Origin of the sequence: Streptomyces ficellus, assembly GCF_009739905.1 — a bacterium.
Lineage (GTDB): Bacteria > Actinomycetota > Actinomycetes > Streptomycetales > Streptomycetaceae > Streptomyces > Streptomyces ficellus_A.
The window spans coordinates 4662373-4683544 of the sequence record NZ_CP034279.1 but is presented as its reverse complement, the minus strand read 5'-3'; the positions used below and the strand labels follow the sequence as shown (position 1 = coordinate 4683544).

Genomic DNA, 21172 nt, shown 5'->3' with positions numbered 1-21172 from the left:
GCGCGGCGGCACGCTCAGTGCGCGGGGGCGAAGCCGAGCGCCCGGCCGTAGAGCCGCAGCTCGGCCGTGAGCGAGTCGGCGATGGTGGCGGTGCGCCGGAAGCCGTGACCCTCGCCGGGGAAGGTCAGGTAGCGGTACGGGGCCGAGCGGTCGTCGGCCGCCTCGAGGAGCCGCTCCGCCTGGGCGGGCGGGCAGACGGTGTCGTCCAGGCCCTGGAGGAGGACGAAGGGGGCACGGATGTGTTCCGCGCCGTACAGCGGGGACTGTTTGACGTACCGGTCCTCGGCGTCGGGCCAGGGGCCGATCAGGGTGTCGAGGTAGCGGGACTCGAAGTCGTGGGTCTCGTCGCGCCAGCTCACCGGGTCGAGCACCGGGTAGTAGATGCCGGCCGCCCGGTAGAGGTCCGGTTCCGCGGCGAGGGAGGCGGCGGCCGTCCAGCCGCCCGCGCTGCCGCCCCGGACGGCGATCCGCCCGGCGTCGGCGAGGCCGTCGGCGACCAGCCCCCGGGCGACGGTGGCGCAGTCGTCGACGTCGGTCAGGCCCCAGGTGCCGCGCAGCCGTTCGCGGTAGGCCCGGCCGTAGCCGGTGGAGCCGCCGTACTGGACGTCGACGACGCCGATGCCGCGGCTGGTGAAGTAGCCGATCTCCTGGTTGAGCACCATGTGCGTGCGGCTGGTGGGGCCGCCGTGCACGAAGACCAGCCAGGGCGGCAGTTCACCGCCGGGGCCGGTGACCTCCGGGTGGTACGGGGGGTAGACGTGGGCGTGCACCGGTTCGCCGTCGTCGCCGGTGTAGGTGCGGCGGTAAGGGGTGGTGGCGTAGGCGTCGAGGCGGGCTCCGGTGGGTGCCCGGACCACGTCGACGGTGCCGGTGGCGGGGTCGGCCAGGACGACGGTGCGCCGCCGGGTGGGCGAGGAGCAGACGGCGGCGATGCGGTGGCCGTCCGTCGCGGCGAAGTGCCATTCGGTGGCCGGGTCGTCGAAGTCGGTGAGCGTGCCGTCGGCGGCGAGGACGCCGAGCCTGCGCTCGCCGACCCCGTGGACCACCGCGAGGCGGCCGTCCAGCAGCGGCAGGCACCAGCGCAGGCCGATCCGCCACAGCGCCTCGCCGAACTCCTCCGCGCGGGGGCACAGGTTGCGGGGGTGCCCGTCGCGGCCGATGGCGTGGACGTTCCACCAGCCGTCGGGGTCGCTGACGGCGTACAGGGTGCCCGAGCCGTCGGCGGCCCAGTCGGCCTGGGTGACCGATTCCCCGGCGCCGCCCATGAACGGCGTCGCCTGGCCCAGGGTGCCGTCCGGGCGGATGTCGGCGACCATCAGGTCGGTGGTGTCCCAGGGCATGTCGGGGTGGTCCCAGCCGAGCCAGGCCACCCGGTCGCCGCCGGGCTCGACGCGCGGGCCGGTCATGAAGTGGTGGGTGGCGGCCAGCACCCGGACGCGCGTGGGGTCGCCGGCCGCGCTGCCGTCCAGCGGCAGCGCCACGAGGTGGCGCGCGGCCGTGCGGGCGGTGGTGTCGGTGACCGTCTCGCGCAGGCACCACACCTCGTCGCCGCGCACCGCGAAGTCGGCGTACCGCAGTTCGCCGGCCCAGGAGCCGGGCGGGCTCAGCGGGACGGGGTCGGTGCCGGGCCGCCAGCGGTGGACCCGCTGGTCGGGGCCGTGGCTGAAGACGATGCCGTCCTCGGCGCGGCCGGACAGGGCGAGCCAGGGGCGTCCGCCGTACTCGATGACCCGGGTGCGGACGTCCCAGCCCGCGCCGGCGGGCAGCACCTCCCTGATCCCGCCGGCGGTGGCGGTCATCAGCCCGCTGCGGCCGTCCTCGCCGGGGAGCACCTCGGTCCAGCACACGTCCGGGCCGAGGAAGCCCGTCCATTCGAGCAGCGCGTCGCCGCGGGCGGCGTCCTTTGCCGTCACGGGTGAGTCCCAGGTGCCGTACGGCAGTGTGCGGGGGGCGTCGGTCATGCCGGGCCGTCCTGCGCGTAGGAGATCCGGGGGATGCCCGGCTCGCCGCTGTCGAGCGTGTATCCGGGGACGGCCGGGTCGTCGCTGACCCAGAAGTGCCCGTCGAGGTCGGACCAGTCGGACAGGCCGGCGAGCTGCGCCGCGTACGCGATGGCCCGCGGCGGCTCCAGGAAGCAGCCCAGCATCCGTGCCGCGCCCCGCTCGGTCGCGGTGGTGAGGGCGGTGAGGGCGGGCAGGATGCCGCCGAAGCGCATCAGTTTGACGTTGAGGCCGCCGGCCGTCCGGACGGCGAACTCCGCGTCCGCCGGGGTGGCGATGCCCTCGTCGAGCAGGACCGCGGTGCCGGGCAGGGCGGCGCGGATCTCGGGCAGCAGGGCCGGGTCGCGCACCGGGTCCTCCAGTACGGCGGGGGCGAGCGCGGTCACCAGGGGCCGCAGGCGTTCCCAGTCCTGCCGGTCCCAGCCGCGGTTGGCGTCCAGGATCAGGGGGGCGTCGACACCGGCGAGCGAGCGGAGGACGTCCTCGTCGTCCGGGCCGCCCAGCTTGATCTTGAGGGGGCGTCCGTCGCGGGGGATGTCCTCGCCGATGGGCACGGTGTGCAGCAGGCGGACGCGGCCGGGTTCGGGCAGCCCGAGCAGTCGCCACACCGGTACGCCGGCCAGCCGGGCGGCGCGGTCCAGGAACGCCATCTCCACCAGCATGCGGGCGGGTGCGCTGACGCCGTCGGCGTGCGCCTTGTCCAGGCGGGCGCGCAGCGTGGCGACCGGGTCGGGGCCGGGGGCGGCGGCGGCGAGGGTGCGGGCGAGCGCGTCCGCCTCGGCGGCGATGGCGGGGCCGTCCTGGCCGTAGCCGCTGTCGGCGGCGATCTCGCCCTCGCCGGTGGTGGTGCCGTCCGGGGACAGCAGCCGGAGCCGGACGATGTCGACCGTCTCGATGGTCATGTGGGAGATCTGGAACGAGCTGGTGAGCGGCCGCGGTTCGACGGTGACGGACACCGCGGGCTCGGGCGGTTCGACGGTGAAGGTCACCGAGTCGACGAGCCGGCGGGCCAGGGCGCGGGCCTCGGCCGCGGTCGGCGCGCCGACGACGACGGCGCCCACGCGGTCGGCGCCGCAGCGGTAGCCGGGCACCACGTCGCCGGGGGCGACGTGCAGTTCGGCGTGGAGGACGGCGGGGTGGGCGCGGACCTCGTCCCAGCCGTCGACGGCGGTGACCCGGCCGGGCGGCGGGGCGAAGTAGCGGGTGGCGGCGGCGCGGGTGGCGGCGGGCAGCGTCACGGGCCGGCCGAGGACGTCGTCGTAGACCGTGCCGTACAGCTCCAGGCCGGGGAGGGCGTACGGGAGCATCCGGTGGATCCAGCCGCCGCCGACGCGGGCGTGGACCTCGCCGAGGACGATCCCGTCGGCGGTGAGCCACAGTTCGACGTGGAAGAGCCCGAAGGACAGGTCCAGCGCGGTGAGCGCCCGGGTGACGGTGTCCTCGACGAGCAGGCGGGTGTCGTCGGGGAGGCCGGCGGGCAGGACGTGCCCGATCTCCACGAAGTAGGGGGGTTCCAGCTTCTCCTTGGCGGTGACGGCGAGGACGTGCGGGCGGCCGTCCACGAAGACGCCCTCGACGCTGTACTCGGCCCCCTCGACGAACTCCTCGACCAGGAACGGTGCTCCGCGGTCCGGAAGCTCGGCGAGCGCGCCGGCCAACTCGTCGACGGCGGTGACCTTGCGTACGCCCGCACTGTCGATCCCGTCGCGCGGCTTGACGACCCAGGGGCCGGCCGAGCCGGCGAGGAAGGCGCGCGCCTCGGCCTCGCCGGCGCACAGCCGGACGGCGGGCTGGCGGAACCCGGCGGCGGCCAGGGCGGCGCGGCAGGCGTCCTTGGTGCGGATGCGGCGGACGGCCTCGGGCGGGTTGCCGGGCAGGCCGAGGGCGTGCGCGGTGGCGGCGACCGCCTCCTGGGCCATCTCGCGGACGCCGAAGACGACGGCGGGCCGCTCCCCGGCCACGGCGCGGGCGGACGCCCAGCCGGCGGTTCCGGCCGGGTCGCCGAAGTCGACGGCGCTCGTGGTGCCGGCCGCCGCCGTGACGGCGGGGGTGGCGGCCAGCGTGCCGGCGGTGTTGGTGACGTGGGTGCGCAGTCCGCGGGCGTGTGCCTGTTCCAGGGCCTGTACGGCGACGTCGACGCTGAGCGTCATCGCTCCGCCGCCGCCGATCAGGAGCAGTTCGGGTGCGGGGCTCATGCGGCACACCCCATGTCGTCGCGCAGCCGGTAGATGCGGTCCTTGAGCTGCTGGATGCGGGCCGCGTCCCGCTCGAGGGCCTCGGCGGACCGGTTGTGCAGGTGCACGGCGGCGGTGGCGGTGTAGAGGTCGACGGTGGGCCGGACGCGCTTGCCCGGGGCGAGTTTGGGGACGAAGGTGTGGACCGACTCCAGGGCCTCGATCTCCGCGACGACGTCCTGGTCGATGCTCTCGACGACGCCGTCGCGGTCGGTGGCCAGGAGGATCCAGGTCGCCTCGGTGAGCTTGCGGTAGGTGCGGTTGGCGTAGCGGTCGAGGAAGTCCCGCGGGCGGGTGAACGCGAGGGCGGTGACGTCGGCCTGGTTGGCGCCGAGGCAGATGTCGTGGAAGTCGGGCAGCAGGCCGCCGCTGAGCCGGGCGCCGACCTCGACGAGGACCGGCCCCTCCGGGGTGACGATGACCTCGGCGTGGGTGGGCCCGTACTGGATGCCGAGCGCGTCGAGCGCCTCGTGCATGTAGGCGATGATCTCGGTCGCGGGGCTGGTGCCGGGCGGGGTGATCGAGTCGCGGTCGTAGATGCGATGGGTGCCCTTGAGCTTCTTGTGGTACTGCCAGATGCAGCAGGCGTACCGCTCGCCGTCATAGGAGACGAAGTCGACCATGTACTCCTCGCCGTCCAGGAAGGACTGGATGAGGACCTCGTCGTTGTGCTCGCCGAAGATGTTGACGGTGCCGAGGACCGCGTCGGCGGCCTTGCGGACCTCTTCGGCGTCCCGGCAGATGGCGACGCCGTCGGTCGCGGCGGAGGACAGCGGCTTGACGACGACGGGGTACCGGCCGCGCTCCTCGGCCCAGGCGACGAGGTCTTCGGTGCTGCCGCTCTTGATCTGGTCGGCGCAGCGCACCCCCGCGCGGCGCAGCGCCTCGATCATCTCGTACTTGTCGCGGCGGGCCGCGGAGAGCGCGGTGCCGTTGCCCGGCAGGCCGAGCCGTTCGGACAGCTCGTCGGCGAGGGGCACGCCCGGCTCCTGGCCTGCGACCACGCAGAACGGTGCGAACTCGGCGAGCCGCTCGGCGGTCTCGGCGGGGGTTCCGTAGGGGATCACCGCCCGGTAGGCGCTGAGGTCGGGCAGCCGCATGGAGGTCATCAGCTCGGGTGTGCTCTGTACGTGCACCACGTCCACACCGAGCTTGGCAAATGCGGGCGGCAAATGGTTGCCGGTCGTGTACGCGTCCACCAGCACCGCCACTGGGGGTACTTGCGAGCTCCTCATGTACTCCACCTTGCGTTCGGGGACACCTCCGGAGCCGTTGCCGGCGACGGCGGTTTCCAGGAATTGGCAAGAGGTTGCCACACGTGTTGCCCGAATGGCAATATGCCTGGTGCATCGTCCACAGATCCCGTCACCGCAGAGGGGAACGGCCTTGACCGTCGAAGCACCGGCCCGCCCGGGCCTGTCGCGTGGGACCGCACTGACCCTCGCCGTCGCAGGCGCCCTCACGGTCGCCAACATCTACTTCCCGCAGCCCCTGCTGGACGCCATCGCCTCGGGGCTCGGGGTTTCGGACTCGGCCGCGGGCCTGGTCGCCACCGCCGCACAGATCGGGTACGCCTTCGGCATCAGCCTGGTGGTGCCCCTCGCGGACGTGGCCCGGCTGCGCCGCCTGGTCACCGTGCTGCTGGCGCTGACCACGGCCGGACTGCTGGTCGCCGCGGCGGCCCCGAACCTGGCCACGCTCACCGTCGCCACCGTCGCCCTGTCGACCACCACGGTCGTCCCGCAGATCCTGATGCCGACCGCCGCGTCCATGGCCGGGCCCGCCCACAGCGGCCGGGCGGTGGGGATGATCGGGATCGGCCTCACCCTGGGCTCCACCCTGTCGCGCACGCTCTCCGGCGCGGTGGTCGGCCTGAGCGGGGACTGGCGCACCGCCTACCTGGTCGCCGCCGCGCTCACCGGCGCCCTCGCCCTCGTCGTACCGCGGCTGCTGCCCGAGCGGACCGGCCGCGGCGGGGACGTCTCGTACCGGAAGCTGATCGGGTCGATGCCGGGCCTGCTGGTCGCGCACGCCGAGCTGCGCCTGTCGGCGTACCTGGGCGGGACCGTCTTCGCCGCCTTCAGCGCCTTCTGGGCGACGCTCGCCTTCCACCTGGCCGGGCCCGCGTTCGGCAAGGGCGTGGCCTGGGCGGGCCTGTTCGGCCTGTTCAGCCTGCCGGCGGCGCTGCTGTCCTACTCGGCGGGACGGCTGAGCGACCAGCGGGGCCCGCTGTACGTCAACACGCTCGCGCTGGGCTGCGTCGGCGTCGCCTTCCTGCTGATGGGCACGGTGGGCACCACTTCGATGGCCGCCCTCGTCATCGGCTGCAACCTGCTGGTGTACGGGGGAAGCTGCTGGCAGATCGCCAACCAGGTGCGCATCTTCCGGCTGGACGAGCGGATCCGCGCCCGCCTCAACACCCTGTTCATGCTGGCGAGTTTCGCGGGCGGCGCGGTCGGCACCCTGACCGGGACCCTGCTGTACGAGGCGTACGGCTGGACCGGCATGGTCCTCGGCTGCGGCGGCTTCCTCGCCCTCGCGGCGGCGGGCCTGCTCCGCGCGCGCCACCTCGACTGACCACCCCACCGCCCCGCACCCGGCGACACACCCGGGGCAGGGCCGTGCCCCTCCCACCCACGACCCGCAGTCGGCGACGTACCCGGGGCGGGGCCGTGCAGGGTCGCCCCCGCAGGGGCTGGCGGCGTTACCGGGGCTCCCCTACCCGTAACCCGAGGCCGCCGGCCCCGAGGAGGCGAGCCCGGAGGGGCCACGCCCCACACCCACCGGGGGTCACCGGCCCGAGGCACCGCCCCAGGGCGAACCGAGAACAGGCACCGCCCCGGTCCCGTTGTGCCCACCCGTCCCGCCCCAGCGGGACGACTGCCCACAACGCGACCGGCGGGATGGTTGCCCACAACGGGACCGGAAAAGGGCCCGGGGCGGAACGTCGGCGTTGCAGGCCGAATACCGGCCGTCAGGCCGAGGGGGCGGACCCGTGCGCCTGGGCGAGCGTCTCGGCGAGCAGGCGCCAGATGTCGGCGGCCAGGTCGATGTTCGACGCGGCCTGCGCCTCCTCGGCGAGCGCCCGCATCCTGCGCAGCCCCTCCTGCTGCTCGCCCTCGATGATCAGCAGCCGGCTGTCGAGGACGTCCAGGCGGACCCGGTTGCGGTAGGTCATGTGGGGGTCGTGGCCGCGCACCCGGTCCAGGAGCGTGCGCGCGTCGGCGAACCGGCCGGCCCGGAAGGCGATGTCCGCCCGCAGCGAGAGCACCTCCTGCTCCAGCGCGGGGACGCCCACGAAGGCGAGCCCGGCCTCGGCCTGCTCGACGTACTGCTCGGCGGCGTCCAGCTCCGGCGGGGCCTTCAGCAGGTGCAGCCGGGCGGCCGCGACCCGCAGCCGCGTCCACAGGGAGAGGTCCTCCGCGCTGCTGAAGCGGTCGAGCGCCTGCTCCAGGAGCGACTGGGCGGCCTCGAGGTCGCCCTGGCGCACCCGGACGGCGGCGGCGGTCCACCGCGCCTCGGCCCACAGGCTGTCGGACCGGTCCCCGGTCAGTTCGGTCAGCTCGTCCGCGTGAGCGCGCGCTTCGGAGAGCCTGCCCGCCTCGGCCTCGGCCGAGACGAGGGCCAGGAGACTGCCCGCCAGGTCCTGGACCGTCAGGTCGTTGTCGCGGGCCAGCTGGTGGGCGGTCCCGGCGGCCTCCACCGCGAGCGCGATCTCGCCGCAGGCCCGCAGACAGCGGGCCAGCTGGGTGAAGCCCCGGGCGCGCAGCGCGGGGAGACCCAGGGTGTCACCGACAGTGACGAGTTCTTCGAGGTGGGCGCGTTCCCTGGCGTGCTGGTTGTGGCCGCGGCGCCACTGCGCCACGAGCCACAGGGCCTGCCAGCGCAGCATCGGGTCCTGGGCGCCGCCGGTCGACAGCGAGCGTTCCAGGGCCTCGATGGTGTCGTCGGAGTGGTCCGAGGTGGCGATGGCGAGTGCTTGCGCGAGCGAATCGGTGGCGCCCGGCTCCTCGAAGGCGGCGACCTTCACCCCGAGCTGCGCCGCCAGGTATTCCACGGCGCGGGCGGTGGGCTGCCGGGCGCCGGACTCGAGCCGGGACAGATAGCCGGTCGACATCCCGTCGCCGGCGAGCGCGGCCTGGGACAGGCCCCGCTCGGTGCGCAGCTGCTTGAGCCGACGTCCGAAGAAAGGTTGTTCCAGCACGTGATCAACCCCAGTGGTCGTACAGGCATGGCAAGGAGCGGAGGGGGCTTCTGACGGCGCCCCGGACAGGGCGCACGTTGCCGCAATGAGTCCAGAGGCTAGCCGGGGAATGGTCGCCCGGGCAAATCTTGCCCACAGTCTGTCCCGGCATTGGCGGAGAACGACCCCCTGCTGTCCGGTACAGGCTTGCCAATCTCTTGGCAACTCCTTGCCAAGACCAGAGTGACTGCTCTAACTTCTCAGGCAACGGGGCGGCCGCGGCTGCTCAACGGTTCTGACCATCCGTTCTGCCAAGGAGAAGTTGTGCGGTCCTTCCTGCGTCTCACTCGTGTCCGTCTCGCGGCGGGCGCCTTCGCCTTCGTCGCTCTGTTCGCGGTCGTCGCCGGCCCGGCGAGCGACATCGGCTGGCCCACCCCCGCTCCCCGGCCGGCCGCGGTACTCCAGGCCGAGGGCGACATCGGCTGGCCGGTCCCCCCGGCCGGCGCGTAACTCCCCCGCCGCACCGGCCCCTTCTCGTACATCGCACCCCGCACAGAGAGTGATGGACCCGATGGCTCCCGACTCGCCCCCGGCCCGCCCGGTCAAGACCGCAGTGATCGTGGACGGGTACTCGACCGGCACGTTCCTGCCCCCGGCCTTCGCCCGGCTCGGCATCGACGTGGTGCACGTCCACAGCACCGCCGAACCCATGTCGACCATGCTCCAGCCGGACCTCGGTGCCTACCGGGAGCACTTCCACTGCCCCGACGAGGAGGCCTTCGAGCGGACCGTCGAGGCTTTGGCCGCGCTCGGCCCGGTGGCCGTGCTCGCCGGCCAGGAGCCCGGAGTCCCGCTCGCCGACGCGCTCAGCGAGCGCCTCGGGCTGGCCAGCAACGGCACCGCGCTCTCCGCGGCCCGCCGCGACAAGTACGAGATGATCGAGGCGCTGCGCCGCGCCGGGGTGCGCTGCGCGGACCAGTACAAGAGCCCCGACCCGCAGGCCCTCGCCGACTGGGCCGAGCGGGCGGGCTCGTACCCCGTGGTCGTCAAGCCGCTCAGCTCCGCGTCGACCGACCACGTCTACCGCTGCCACGACGCCGCCGAGGTCCTGGCGGCCGCCCGGGCCGTGCTCGGCTCCACGGACATCTTCGACCGGCCCAACACCGAGGCGCTCGTCCAGTCGTTCCTGGAGGGCACCGAGTACATCGTCGACACCGTCGGCGTCGACGGCGAGCGGTACGTGTGCGGGGTCTGGGAGTACGAGAAGCGGCTCCTGCCCGGCGGCAAGAACGTGTACGACCTCGACGTCCTGCTCGAACCGGACGCCGCGCCGGTGCCCGAACTGATCGCGTACGTCGACACCGTGCTGGAGGCGCTCGGCATCCGGCACGGACCGGCCCACGCCGAGGTCATCATGACCCCGGAAGGCCCCGCGCTCGTCGAGATCGGCGCCCGCCTCAACGGCAACATGAACCCCGGTTTCCACGACCTCTGCCTGGGCGCCAACCAGGCCGACCTCACCGCCCTCGCCTACGCCCGCCCCTGGGAGTTCACCAACCGCTACGCCGGCCTGGTCTACACCCCGCGCGCCGCGGCGGCCGTGCACAGCACCCGTACGGAACTCGACGGCGTGGTCACGGCGGTGGACCAGGACGCGGTCGACCGCATCGCGGCGCTGCCCAGCGTGCACCTGGTCGGCGTCAAGCTCTCGCCCGGCAAACGGATCAGCCCCACGGCCGACCTGCTCACCAGCCCGATGCGGATCTTCCTGACCGCACCGGACCTGGCGACCGTCCACGCGGACCGCGACACCATCCAGACCCTGAAGGACGAGGTGTACGTCGTGACCACGGAAGACCGCCGCCCCAGCGTGCTGCTGCTGGGCACCGACAAGTACGTCATGCAGGCCTGCGTACGCGACGGCGTCGACGCCGTCGTCGTCTGGGGCGCCGCCGGGTACGACCACGGCCTCGCCGAGGTCCCCGAGGAGCTGCGGGTCCTGCTGGTCGACGACCACAAGAGCCCCGAGACCATCCTGATGGCCCTGCACCGGGCCGGGCTGGGCGACCACCGGTTCGACGCCGTCCTCACCTCCGACGAGTGGGCGCTGGTCACCGCGGGCGTCCTCGCGACACAACTCGGCTGCCGGGCCCTCGACCCGGTGACCGCCGTGTACTTCCGGGACAAGTCGCTGCAGAAGCGGAAGGTCGCCGAGGCCGGCGTCCCCACGGCCCGGGTCACCGTCGTCGACGACGTGCACGACGTCTCGGACGTCCCCTGGGAGTACGACAGGGCCGTGCTCAAGCCGGTCGCCGGCGCCGCCACCGCGCGCACCGCCGTCGTCGACGGCCCGGAGGCGCTCCAGGCCCTCAGCCGCCGCTACCGCGCCGACCACACCGCCCAGCGCACCTTCGTCCTGGAGGAGTACGTCGGCGGCGACGAGTGGATCGCCGACGGCTTCCTCCACGACGGCGAGCTGCGCTTCCTGGCCGTCGGCCGGTACGGCGCCCCCTGCCTGACCATGATCGACGAGCAGACCCCGCTGTGGATGCGGCACTTCGACCCCAAGGACGAGACCTGGGCGTACGACCTGGCGGAGCCGGTGGTGCGCCGCTGCCTGGAGGCGCTCGGACTGCGCGACGGCGTCTTCCACATGGAGCTGTTCCACGACCCGCAGACGGGCCGGCTCACCTTCAGCGAGTGCGCCGCCCGCCGCGGCGGGGCCCTCATCCACGAGCAGGTGCAGGCGAAGTTCGGCATCCACCTGGGCGAGGCCGCGCTGCGATGCGCCATCGGCCGGGACCCGGGCGCCGACGTCGAGCACCGCCCCGAGCTGTTCGGCACCAGCTACCTCAAGGGCCGTGCCGGGACGCTCCTGTCCTGCCCGGCACCGGCCGAGCTGCGGGCCCTGCCGGGCGTGGAGTTCGCCCGGGTGGAGTTCCCCGCGGGCGGCACGTTCCTCGGCGACATCGACAACACCAACCACCGCATGGGCCAGGTCCTGGTGTCCGCGTCGACCGAGGAGGAGCTGGAGGAACGCTTCGCCGCCGTCCGCGCCTGGTTCGACGAGCGCCTGGTCGTGGCGCCGCAGGGCGTCACCGGCCGCGAACTGCGGGCCTGGAACCGTGAGCAGCGGCCCGAGGCGGACTTCCGGGACACCCTGTGGCAGTGACCACGGGCCCGCGGAACGACGCCCCCGCCGGCCGGCCCGGACCGCTGGCGCGGCTCCTGCCGGAGCGCGGACCGCAGCGCACGCTGGCCGGGGCGACGTTCGTCAACGCCCTCGGCAGCGGGATGTTCATGTCCTCCAGCGCCCTGTACTTCACCAGGGTCGTCGGACTGCCCATGTCCCAGGTGGCGTTCGGCCTGTTCGCCGGGGCGATGGTCGGCCTGGCCGCCGGGATCCTCGGCGGCCGGATCGCCGACCGCCGGGGCGCCCGCGAGACGCAGATCGCGGTCATGCTCGCGGGCACCGCCTTCATGGGCTGCTTCCTGCTGGTCGACGCCTTCTGGTCGTTCGTCCTGATCTCGGTCCTCACCGGTGTCGTCTTCGCCGCCGACAAGTCCAGCCGGGCCCCCCTGGTACGCGCCTTCGGCGGCGGCGACCCGGCCCGCTTCCGGGCCTACCTGCGGGCCGCCACCAACCTGGGCATCTCGCTGGGCGCGCTGGCCGCCGGAGTCGCCATCCAGCTCGACACGGCACCGGCGTACCTGACCCTGGTCGCCGGGCGGGCCCTGGCCTTCGCCGGCTGCGCCCTCGCCCTGCTGCGGCTGCCCCGGCCGGCCCGGATCCCCGCACCGCCGCTCAGCGGACGCTGGGACGCCCTGCGGGACCGGCCCTACCTGGTGGCCACCGTCCTCAACTCCCTGATGTCGCTGCACTTCGCGGTGCCGACGTTCCTGCTGCCGCTGTGGATCGTGGACCACACCGAGGCGCCCCGCTGGATGGTCTCCGGGGTGCTGGTCCTCAACACCGTCCTGGTCATCACCCTCCAGGTGGCCGTCAGCAAGAACGTCTCCGACCCCGAGTCGGCGGGCAGCCGGATGCGCTGGGCCGGCGGCGCCGTCTGCGCGGGCCTGGTCCTGATGATGGCCGCCGGCGACGTGCCCGGCTGGGCGGCCGCCGCGCTCCTCCTGACGGCCACGGCCGTCTACACGCTCGGCGAGCTCTGGCACGCGGCGTCCGCCATGGAGTACTCCTTCGGGCTCGCCGCCCCGCACGCCCAGGGCCAGTACTCCGGCGTCTTCGGCCTCGGCGGCGGCCTCGCCGAGGCGCTCGCCCCCGCGGTCCTCGGCAGCCTCGCCCTCGGGCTCGGCCGCCCCGGCTGGTTCCTGCTGGGCGGGCTGTTCCTCCTCGTGGGGCTGGTCAGCCGCCCGCTCGTCTCGTGGGCCGTCCGCACCTCGCCGGCGCCCCGGGCGTACGAGAAGACCCCCGCCGCGTAACTCCCCCTCCCGCACCCCCCACGCACCTCCCGTACGGGCGTCCGCCCGCAGAGATCGGAGATCACCATGTCCACGCCCACGCTCAGCACGATCGACAGCGAGCTCGTCGAGATCGTCGCCGGTGTCCGGCTCGACCACGACGAGATCGTCGCGGCCTACCACCAGTACCTGGAGCGCCTGCCGGACGCCCCCTCGGGCAAGCCGGAGGACCGCCTGCGCCGCCTGGGCCTCACCCACCGCGCCGGCGCCGGCGACCCGTGGCGCGACGCCGGCACCGGCCAGTTCAACCAGGAGACCGGCGAGAAGAACTTCGAGGAGAACGAGTTCGCGTTCTTCAACGAGGCGCTCAAGGACACCTACTTCCACGAGCTCTACCAGCAGCTGCCGTTCCGCCCCGGCCGCATGCGCCTGGTCACCCTGCACCCCGGCGAGATCTACCACATGCACACCGACCACTCCCGCGTCGCGCACGTGGCGATCCAGACCAACGAGGACAGCCGCCTGCTCTTCCGCAGCGGCCACACCTACCACGTGCCCACCGACGGCCGGGTGCACATCCTCAACACCCTCCGCCACCACTCCGCGTACAACGCCGGTGGCACGGACCGCATCCACCTCACGATGACGCTGGCCGACTGACCCCGCCGCCACGCGTACCGACCGCCACCGAAGGAGTTGACGATGCCATCGCCGTCCGCCGCCCCCCTCGGCCACACCCCGGCCGACAGCGGGAGCCAGGAGTTCCGGCAGTGGGCCGACGAGGTCCGCGCCGCCGCCACCGACCGTCCGCTGGGCGTCGGAGGGCCCCGTCCCGTCCCCGCCGGACGGACCGGCGTGGTGCGCCTGCCCCTCGACGCCGGACTGCGGGCGGCGGTCGGCGCCACGGCCCGGCAGCACGCGGTCACCCCCCTGACCGTCGGCCTCGCCGCGCTGGCCGTGACCCTGACCCGGCGGACCGGAACACCGCACGCCCTGGCCACGGCCCTGCACGTGCCGGTCGTGCTCGCGGTACGGGACGACCTGACCCGCGCCGAACTGCTGGCCGGGACGGACCTGGCGCTGGAGCGGTCCATCGCCCTGTGGAACGACGGAGCCGACGCGCAGGCGCCGGCCGTGCCGGAGCCGCTGGTCGAGTTCCGGCTCGGCACGCCCGCCGCCACGCTCCGCGGCGCCCGCGAGGTCGCCGTCGCCCTGTGGGACGGTGACGGCTCGCCGGACGGCGCGCAACTCGTGGCGCTGTACAACGCCGACCGGTACACCGAGGCGTGCCTCACCGGTCTGCTCGGTCAGCTGCGCACGGTGCTCGCCGCGCTGACCGGCGAGGAGCCGCCCCTGACCGCCGGCGCGCTGCCGCTGCTGGACGCGGCGGGGCGCCGGGAGCTGCTCGCCCTCGGGCTCGGCGACCCGCTGCCCGACGGCGCCGGTGAACCGGTGCACACCCGGGTCGCCGCGCTGGCGGCCGACGGCCCCGACCAGGTGGCCGTCGTCTGCGGCGACGACCGGGTCACCCGCGGGGAACTCGACACCTGGGCCGGACGCGTCGCCGCGCGGCTGGTCGCGGCCGGTGTCCGCCCCGGCGACCGGGTCGGCGTCCTCGCCGGGCGCTCCACGGCCATGGTGGCCGCGGTGCTCGGCACCGTACGGACCGGTGCCGCCTACGTACCGGTCGACCCGGCGAACCCCGACGAGCGCGTCACGGCGGTGCTCGCCGACGCGCGGGTCTCCGCCGTGGTGGTGACCGCCGGCGCCGAGGAGCGCGTGGCGCCGCTCGGGGTGGCCGTCGTCACCGCCGACGCCTCCGCGGTTCGCCACGAGGGCGAGGTGCTCCCGCCGGTGGAGCCGGCCCCCGGCGACGCCGCGTACCTGATCTACACCTCCGGAAGCACCGGTGCCCCCAAGGGCGTGGTGGTCGAGCACGGCCAGCTGGCCGCCTCCACCCTGGCCCGCCGTCAGGTCTATCCCGGCGCGCCCGTCTTCCTGCTGCTCTCCCCGCTGGCCTTCGACTCCTCGGTCGCCGGGCTGTGGGGCACCCTCACCGCCGGGGGCCGCCTGGTCGTGGCCGGCCCGGACGAGTTCCGCGACCCCGAGGCGCTGCTGCGGCTCGTGGAGCGGCACACGGTCACGCACCTGCTGTGCGTGCCGTCCCTGTACGACACGCTGCTGGCCGCCGCCGAGCGCCTGGGCCCGCACCGGCTCGCCTCGCTGACCACCGTCATCACGGCCGGGGAGGCGCTCCCGGAGGCCCTGCCGCGGCGCCACTTCGCCTCGCTCGGCGCCACGCTGGTGAACGAGTACGGGCCCACCGAGGCCACCGTGTGGGCGAGCTACCGGCGCTTCCGGGCGGCCGGTCCGGTCGACATCGGCGGACCCGTCCCGGGCACCCGGCTGTACGTCCTGGACGACGCGGGCCGCCTGGTGCCGCCCGGCATCACCGGCGAACTCCACATCGGCGGCGCCGGTGTCGCCCGCGGCTACTTCCAGAACCCCGGCGCCACCGCCCGCGCCTTCGTCGCCGACCCGTTCGCGGGCGGGGACGCCCGGATGTACCGCACCGGTGACCTGGTGCGCTGGAACCGGTCCGGTGGCCTGGACTTCCTCGGGCGCCGGGACAACCAGGTGAAGATCCGCGGCCACCGCGTCGAGACGGGCGCCGTCGAGGCGGCGCTGCGCGCCTGCCCCGGTGTGCGCGAGGCCGTCGTCGTACCGGACGCCGCGGGGACCCGGCTCACCGGCTTCGTGGTCACCGACGCGCCGGACGAGCTGCCCGCCGTACGGGAGCGGCTGGCCCGCACGCTGCCCGAGGCCGCGGTGCCGGCCCGCCTGCACGCGCTGGCCTCCTTCCCGGTCACCGTCAACGGCAAGGCGGACCGCGCGGCGCTGGCGGAGCTCGCCGAACGGCGCGAGGAGCCCGCCCCGCGGGAGGCGGCCGCGCCCGGCCCGGCCGGCGACCCCGTCGCGGGCGTGCGGGCGGCGTGGGCCGAGGTGCTGGAGACCTCGGCGGCCGTACCGGGCGACGTCAACTTCTTCGACCTGGGCGGCCATTCGCTGCTCATCATCCGGCTCCAGGACGCCCTGGGCCGCCACACCGGCGTACGGCCCTCCGTGGTCGACCTCTTCCGCTGCTCCACGGTGGACGCCCAGGCCGGGCTGGTCCGGGCCGGCGCCGGAGCGGACGCGGGGGCGGCGGGCACGGACGCCCGGGCCGAGCAGGCCCGCCGTGAGCGCCTCGCCCGCGCCCGCCGTCGCCGCGTACAGCAGGGAGCGACCCGATGACCGGTTCCGTACCTCCCGAGGACGCGCCGCGCGACCGCTCGCTGGACATCGCCGTCACCGGCATGGCCGGGCGGTTCCCGGGCGCGGCCGACATCCCCACGTGGTGGCGGGCGCTGCTCCGCGGCGAGGTCCTCACCACCCGGTCCGGCCGCGACACCCTGCTGGCCGCCGGAGAGCCGGCGGCAGTGGTGGACGACCCGGACTACGTTCCCGTACGCGGCCTGCTCGCGGACGCCGACCGGTTCGAGCACGGGCTGTTCGGCATCAGCCGTCGCGAGGCCGAACTCATGGACCCGCAGCACCGGCTGATGCTGGAGGCGGCCTGGTCGGCGCTGGAGGACGCGGGCTGCGACCCCACCACCGAGACCCGCGTCACCGGCGTGTACGCGTCGGCGAGCAGCAGCGCGTACCTGCGCGCCATGCTCACCTCGAACACCCTGGACGCGGCGGGCGTCGAGGAGGCGCTGCGCGCCACCGAGCCCGACTACATGGCGACCAGGATCGCCTACCGCCTCGGCCTGACCGGCCCCGCCCTCTCCGTGCTGACCGCCTGCTCCTCGTCCCTGGTGGCGGTGCACCTCGCCGTCCAGGCCCTGCTGAACGGCGAGTGCGAGCAGGCCGTGGTCGTCGCGGCGGCCGTCGACTTCCCGCAGGCCGGACACGTCCACCTGCCGGGCGGCATCCTCTCCGCGTCGGGCGAGTGCCGGCCCTTCGACGCGGCGGCGGACGGCGCGCTGGCCGGTTCGGGCGTGGTGGCCGTCGTCCTGCGCCCCCGCGCGGACGCCGTCGACGACGGCCCGGACCCCTACGGGGTGATCATCGGGACGGCCGTCAACAACGACGGCTCGGCGAAGGCCGGTTACCAGGCGCCGTCCGCGGCCGGGCAGGAGGCCGTCATCAGCGCGGCCCTCGCCGCCGCGGACGTCACGGCCGACTCGCTCGGGTACCTGGAGGCGCACGCCACCGGCACCCGCGTCGGCGACCCGATCGAGTGGTCGGCCGCGTCGGCCGTGCTGCGGCGCCTCGGCGCCCGGCCGGGGCAGATCGCGGTGGGCGCGGTGAAGGCCAACATGGGCCACCTCGACGCGGCGTCGGGCCTCGCCTCGCTCGTCAAGACCCTGCTGGTGGTCCGCGAGGGCAAGGTGCCGCCGGTGGCCGGGTTCCGCAGCCTCAACCCGCTGCTGGAGACGGAGGGTTCACCGCTGCGCGTCCCGACCGCGTGCGCGGACTGGGACGACGCCTCCGGACCGCGCCGGGCGGGCGTCAGCTCCTTCGGCATCGGCGGTACGAACGCCCACGTCGTCGTCGAGCAGTACAAGGCCGCGCCCGCCACGCCCGGCACGCCCGGCACGGATCCGGGTGCCGGGGCGGAGGACCGGGTGCTGATGCTGTCGGCCGTGAGCCCGGACGCTCTGCGGGCCACCGCGGACCGCCTCGCGGACCGGCTCCCGGGCCTCACGGACGTGACACCGGCCGACGTCGCCCACACCCTGGCGTCGGGCCGGGCCCGCCTGCCGTACCGGGCCGCCGTCGCCGGGCGCACCCACGAGGAGCTGGCCGGCCGCCTGCGCACCGCCCCGGCGCGGGCCGCCGCCGCCGCGCCGGTGGTGCTCCTGCTGCCGGGTCAGGGCAGCCAGTCCCCGGGCATGGCCCTGCCGTTCCGGGACGCGCTGCCCGGCTTCACCGCCGCCCTGGACGAGTGCCTGGGGCACCTGGAGCCCGCCCTCGCGGACCGGGTGCGGACCGCCCTGCACGACCCCGGGTTCCCGGCCGCGGAGCTGGCCCGTACGGAGCTGGCCCAACCCGCCCTGTTCTGCGTCGAGTACGCGGCCGCCACCGCCCTCGGCACCCTCGGCGTCCGTCCCGTCGCCCTCGCCGGGCACAGCCTCGGCGAGATCACCGCCGCCGCCCTGTCCGGCGTCCTGACCCTCGCCGGCGCGGCCGCGCTGGTCACCGCGCGGGGCCGGGCCATGCGGGACTGCCCGCCCGGCGCCATGGTGTCCCTCGCCATGGGTGAGGAGCGGGCCCTGGATCTGGCGGACGGCTTCGCGGCCGACAGCGGCCACCGGCTGGAGCTGGCCGCGGTCAACACCGCCGAGAGCTGTGTGCTGGCAGGCCCGGAGGCCGCCGTGGACGCCTTCACGGCGTGGCTCGGCGACCGCGGGACGGCGCGCCGGCTGCGGACCAGCCACGCCTTCCACACCTCGATGATCGACCCGGCCGTGACCCGGCTGCGGGAGGTCGCGGCGGGTCTCGACATGGGCCGCGCCGGCCTGCCGTACCTGTCCAACGCCACCGGGGACCTGCTGGCCGCCGGCAGCGCCGTCGCGCCGGGGGCCTTCGCCGAACAGGCGCGCGGGGCCGTGCGGTTCGCGGCGGGCCTGGCCGCGATCGCGGAGGCGTACCCGGGGGCCGTGGCGGTCGAGGCGGGCCCGGGCAAGGCCCTGAGCGCGATGGCCGAGGCCGCGGGGCTGACCGCGGTGCCGCTGAGCGCCGGCCGGTCGGACCGCCCGGCGGAGGAGACGCTGCTGGCCCTGGCGGGGCTGTGGACCATGGGCCTGCCCGTGGACCCGGCCGCCCTCGCCGGTGACGGCCGCCCGGCGCACCTGCCCGGTCACGCCTTCACCGGCCCGCGCCTGCTGGCCCCGGCGGCGGCCGTCCGCACGCCGGTGACGTCCCGGGACCCGGCCGCCTCCGCCCCCGCTCCCGCCCCCGTCGCCGGGGAGGCGGAACCGGTGACGGCCCGGCGGACCCCCGCCGAGTCGGTGGCGGCCCTGTGGACGGACCTGCTGGGCAGCCCCGGCCTGTCGGCCGAGTCCGACTTCTACGACCTCGGCGGCGACTCGCTGCAACTGGTCCGGCTCGCCCGCCGGATCGGCGACGACCTCGGGGTCCGCGTGCCCGTCCGCGAGCTCATGACCGGCACCACGCTGGGCCGGCACACGGCGCTGGTGGAGTCCCTGCTGGCGGCGGGAGACCGGCGATGACGACCCGGACGACGACCTGGCTGAAGTGCGCGACCCCGCGCCCCGAGGCGGGACACCGGCTGATCTGCTTCCCCCACGCGGGCGGCTCGGCCTCCTTCTTCCACCCGTGGGCCGCCGGTCTCCCCTCGTACGAGGTCCACGCCGTCTGCTATCCGGGGCGCGCGGCCCGCTTCGGCGAGCCGCTGCCCACCGAACTGCCCGCCTTGGCCGCCGACATCGCGGAGGCGGTGCGGCCGCTGCTCGACGGCCGGCCCGTGGCCCTCCTCGGCCACAGCATGGGCGCGGTGGTCGCCTACGAGACGGCCCGCCTGCTGGAGGCGGACGGCCACCGCGTCGGCCACCTCTTCGCCTCCGGGGCCCGCGCCCCGCAGATCCCGCACCCCGAAGGGCCGCGGGCGGCGGACCTGGACGACGACACCGTCGCCGACGCCCTGGTGGCCCTGGGCGGCACGGACGCCGAACTGCTGGCCGACCCGGAGGTGCGGGAGCTGATCCTGCCGTACGTGTGCGGGGACTACCGGATGTTCGACTCCTACGTCCACCGTCCCGGCCCGGCCCTGCGCTGCGACGTCACCGCGATCGCCGGCGACGGCGACCCGCAGGTGGCGCCCGCGCAGGCGGCAGCCTGGGCGGCGGTGACCCGCGGCCGGTTCACCCATCACACCGTCCCCGGCGACCACTTCTATCTGACGCCGCACCCGCCGTACCTCCTCGTCGAAGCGGCCCTGTCCCAGGGAGCGGTGCAGCGTGTGGGCTAGCCTCCTGCCGGTCTCGCGCAACGGGCGCGTCGTCGCCGCCGCCTCCGGCGTGGACGCGGTCGCGGTCGGCATGTTCCTCGCCGCCGCCACGCTCTACTTCGTCGGTGTCGTCGGCATCCCGGCGGTGGCGGTGGGCGGCGCGCTCACCGCGGCCAACGTGCTGGGCCTGCTCAGCCCGGCGCCCTTCGGAGCGCTGGCCGGCCGGATCGGCGCGCTGCCCGTCTACGTCGGGCTGACGCTGGTGCGGGCGGCGGGATTCGTGGCCTACGCGTTCGTGGACACCTACGCCGGGTACTTCGCCGTCACCTGCCTCGTCACGGCGGCCACCCGGGCGGCGATGCCGCTGCTCCAGGTCATCGTCGGGGAACTCGAACCCGACGACCTGCGCACCCGCACCATGGCCTCGCTGCGTGCCGTGAGCAACATCGGGATGACCGCCGGTTTCCTGCTGGCGGCCGTCGTCCAGGCGGCCGGCTCGGCGGCCGCGTTCCTCGCCCTGTTCGTGTTCAACGGTGCCGCGTTCGTGGTGGTGGCCCTGCTGATCGGCCGTGCGGGCCGGCGGGCCGCCCCGCACGCGCCGTCCCGCCCGGCGGACCCGGCCGACCCCGCCCCGGCCGACCCCGCCCCGGCCGCGGGCCCCGGCCCCTCGCCCTGGCGCGACCGCCGCTTCGTGACGGCCGCGCTCGCCAACTCCGTGCTCCTGCTGAACGATTCGATCCTGTTCGTCCTGGTGCCGCTGTGGATGACCGAGCAGGCCGGGCTGCCCGGCGGCGCGAGTTCCGTCGTCCTCGCCGTCAACACCGTCCTCACCGTGGTCCTCCAGGTGTACGTCGCCCGCTTCGCGCGCGGCGTCACCGCGGCCGTGCGGCTGCTGAGGCTGGCGGCCGTGCCGCTGGTGCTGTCCTGCCTGCTGTTCGCCTCGGCCGACGGCCGGGGCGTGGCGGTGGCGCTGGTGGTCGTGGTGCTCGCGGTGGTGGCGCTCACCGTCGGCGAGAACCTGCACGCGGTGGCGGCGTGGGAGCTGTCGTACGAGATGGCGCACCCGCGGTCCCGACCGCAGTACCTGTCGCTGTTCAGCATGGGCATGAGCGCCCAGCTGATCGTGGGGCCGTTCCTGATGACGGCGTTCGTCCTGCCGGCGGGCCCCGCCGGCTGGTTGCTGCTCGCCCTGCTGTTCGTGGCCGCCACGGCCGCGTTCTCCCTCTCCGCCCGCCGCTCCCCCTCGTCCGCGGCGCCGGTCCCCCCGGCCTCCGCGGTCCCCGCGGCCGCCGCCTCCTGACTCCCGAAAGGCTCT

General features: G+C 75.1%; 13 protein-coding genes. 9 read left to right on the top strand and 4 right to left on the bottom strand.

Translation table 11 applies throughout. From position 1 onward, the window contains the following. Nucleotides 1–14 precede the first annotated feature (14 nt). Genes EIZ62_RS20950 through EIZ62_RS20940 form a run of 3 tightly spaced genes read right to left on the bottom strand, consistent with a single transcriptional unit; the run spans nucleotide 15 to nucleotide 5469 of the window. Nucleotides 15–1961, bottom strand: a complete 1947-nt coding sequence (locus EIZ62_RS20950) for an alpha/beta hydrolase family protein (RefSeq protein ID WP_156694175.1) — start codon at nucleotides 1959–1961, stop codon at nucleotides 15–17. Next, a complete protein-coding gene (locus EIZ62_RS20945) occupies nucleotides 1958–4195 on the bottom strand; it encodes an ATP-grasp domain-containing protein (protein WP_156694174.1) in 2238 nt (745 codons plus the stop codon). The genes EIZ62_RS20950 and EIZ62_RS20945 overlap by 4 nt, the downstream gene beginning before the upstream one ends. Continuing rightward, nucleotides 4192–5469, bottom strand: coding sequence for an ATP-grasp domain-containing protein (locus EIZ62_RS20940; protein ID WP_156694173.1), 1278 nt, complete (start codon nucleotides 5467–5469; stop codon nucleotides 4192–4194). The genes EIZ62_RS20945 and EIZ62_RS20940 overlap by 4 nt, the downstream gene beginning before the upstream one ends. A 151-nt stretch (nucleotides 5470–5620) precedes the next feature. Here EIZ62_RS20940 and EIZ62_RS20935 point away from each other — a divergent pair, with 151 nt between their 5' ends. Next, nucleotides 5621–6811, top strand: coding sequence for an MFS transporter (locus EIZ62_RS20935; protein ID WP_244375861.1), 1191 nt, complete (start codon nucleotides 5621–5623; stop codon nucleotides 6809–6811). A 397-nt stretch (nucleotides 6812–7208) separates the two neighbouring features. On the opposite strand, the gene EIZ62_RS20930 is transcribed toward EIZ62_RS20935, so the two are convergent. Then, nucleotides 7209–8438: a helix-turn-helix domain-containing protein gene (locus tag EIZ62_RS20930; protein WP_156694171.1), complete on the bottom strand. Its 1230-nt coding sequence runs from the start codon at nucleotides 8436–8438 to the stop codon at nucleotides 7209–7211. Nucleotides 8439–8741: 303 nt separating this feature from the next. Here EIZ62_RS20930 and EIZ62_RS20925 point away from each other — a divergent pair, with 303 nt between their 5' ends. From EIZ62_RS20925 to EIZ62_RS20890, 8 genes are all read left to right on the top strand, one after another. Next, on the top strand, nucleotides 8742–8927 hold the full coding sequence (locus EIZ62_RS20925) for a hypothetical protein (protein WP_156694170.1): 186 nt from the start codon (nucleotides 8742–8744) through the stop codon (nucleotides 8925–8927). A gap of 61 nt (nucleotides 8928–8988) precedes the next feature. Beyond that, nucleotides 8989–11589: an ATP-grasp domain-containing protein gene (locus EIZ62_RS20920; RefSeq protein WP_244375859.1), complete on the top strand. Its 2601-nt coding sequence runs from the start codon at nucleotides 8989–8991 to the stop codon at nucleotides 11587–11589. Next, nucleotides 11586–12860: an MFS transporter gene (locus EIZ62_RS20915; RefSeq protein WP_156694168.1), complete on the top strand. Its 1275-nt coding sequence runs from the start codon at nucleotides 11586–11588 to the stop codon at nucleotides 12858–12860. Before EIZ62_RS20920 ends, EIZ62_RS20915 begins: the two co-directional genes overlap by 4 nt. Before the next feature lie 66 nt (nucleotides 12861–12926). Further along, a complete protein-coding gene (locus tag EIZ62_RS20910) occupies nucleotides 12927–13499 on the top strand; it encodes an aspartyl/asparaginyl beta-hydroxylase domain-containing protein (RefSeq protein ID WP_156694167.1) in 573 nt (190 codons plus the stop codon). Nucleotides 13500–13541: 42 nt separating this feature from the next. After that, a complete protein-coding gene (locus tag EIZ62_RS20905) occupies nucleotides 13542–16133 on the top strand; it encodes an amino acid adenylation domain-containing protein (RefSeq protein ID WP_244375857.1) in 2592 nt (863 codons plus the stop codon). Beyond that, nucleotides 16130–19120, top strand: a complete 2991-nt coding sequence (locus EIZ62_RS20900) for a type I polyketide synthase (protein WP_156694166.1) — start codon at nucleotides 16130–16132, stop codon at nucleotides 19118–19120. Before EIZ62_RS20905 ends, EIZ62_RS20900 begins: the two co-directional genes overlap by 4 nt. Next, nucleotides 19117–19878, top strand: a complete 762-nt coding sequence (locus tag EIZ62_RS20895; protein WP_156694165.1) for a thioesterase II family protein — start codon at nucleotides 19117–19119, stop codon at nucleotides 19876–19878. The genes EIZ62_RS20900 and EIZ62_RS20895 overlap by 4 nt, the downstream gene beginning before the upstream one ends. After that, nucleotides 19868–21157 carry an MFS transporter gene (locus EIZ62_RS20890; protein WP_156694164.1) on the top strand — a complete coding sequence of 430 codons (1290 nt, stop codon included), beginning with the start codon at nucleotides 19868–19870 and terminating at the stop codon, nucleotides 21155–21157. Before EIZ62_RS20895 ends, EIZ62_RS20890 begins: the two co-directional genes overlap by 11 nt. Nucleotides 21158–21172 lie beyond the last annotated feature (15 nt).

Bases quoted from the DNA above. Each gene is read 5' to 3' on its own strand.
- EIZ62_RS20950 (WP_156694175.1), bottom strand. From the start codon at position 1,961: ATGACCGACGCCCCCCGCACACTGCCGTACGGCACCTGGGACTCACCC.
- EIZ62_RS20945 (WP_156694174.1), bottom strand. From the start codon at position 4,195: ATGAGCCCCGCACCCGAACTGCTCCTGATCGGCGGCGGCGGAGCGATG.
- EIZ62_RS20940 (WP_156694173.1), bottom strand. From the start codon at position 5,469: ATGAGGAGCTCGCAAGTACCCCCAGTGGCGGTGCTGGTGGACGCGTAC.
- EIZ62_RS20920 (WP_244375859.1), top strand. From the start codon at position 8,989: ATGGCTCCCGACTCGCCCCCGGCCCGCCCGGTCAAGACCGCAGTGATC.
- EIZ62_RS20910 (WP_156694167.1), top strand. From the start codon at position 12,927: ATGTCCACGCCCACGCTCAGCACGATCGACAGCGAGCTCGTCGAGATC.
- EIZ62_RS20905 (WP_244375857.1), top strand. From the start codon at position 13,542: ATGCCATCGCCGTCCGCCGCCCCCCTCGGCCACACCCCGGCCGACAGC.
- EIZ62_RS20900 (WP_156694166.1), top strand. From the start codon at position 16,130: ATGACCGGTTCCGTACCTCCCGAGGACGCGCCGCGCGACCGCTCGCTG.
- EIZ62_RS20895 (WP_156694165.1), top strand. From the start codon at position 19,117: ATGACGACCCGGACGACGACCTGGCTGAAGTGCGCGACCCCGCGCCCC.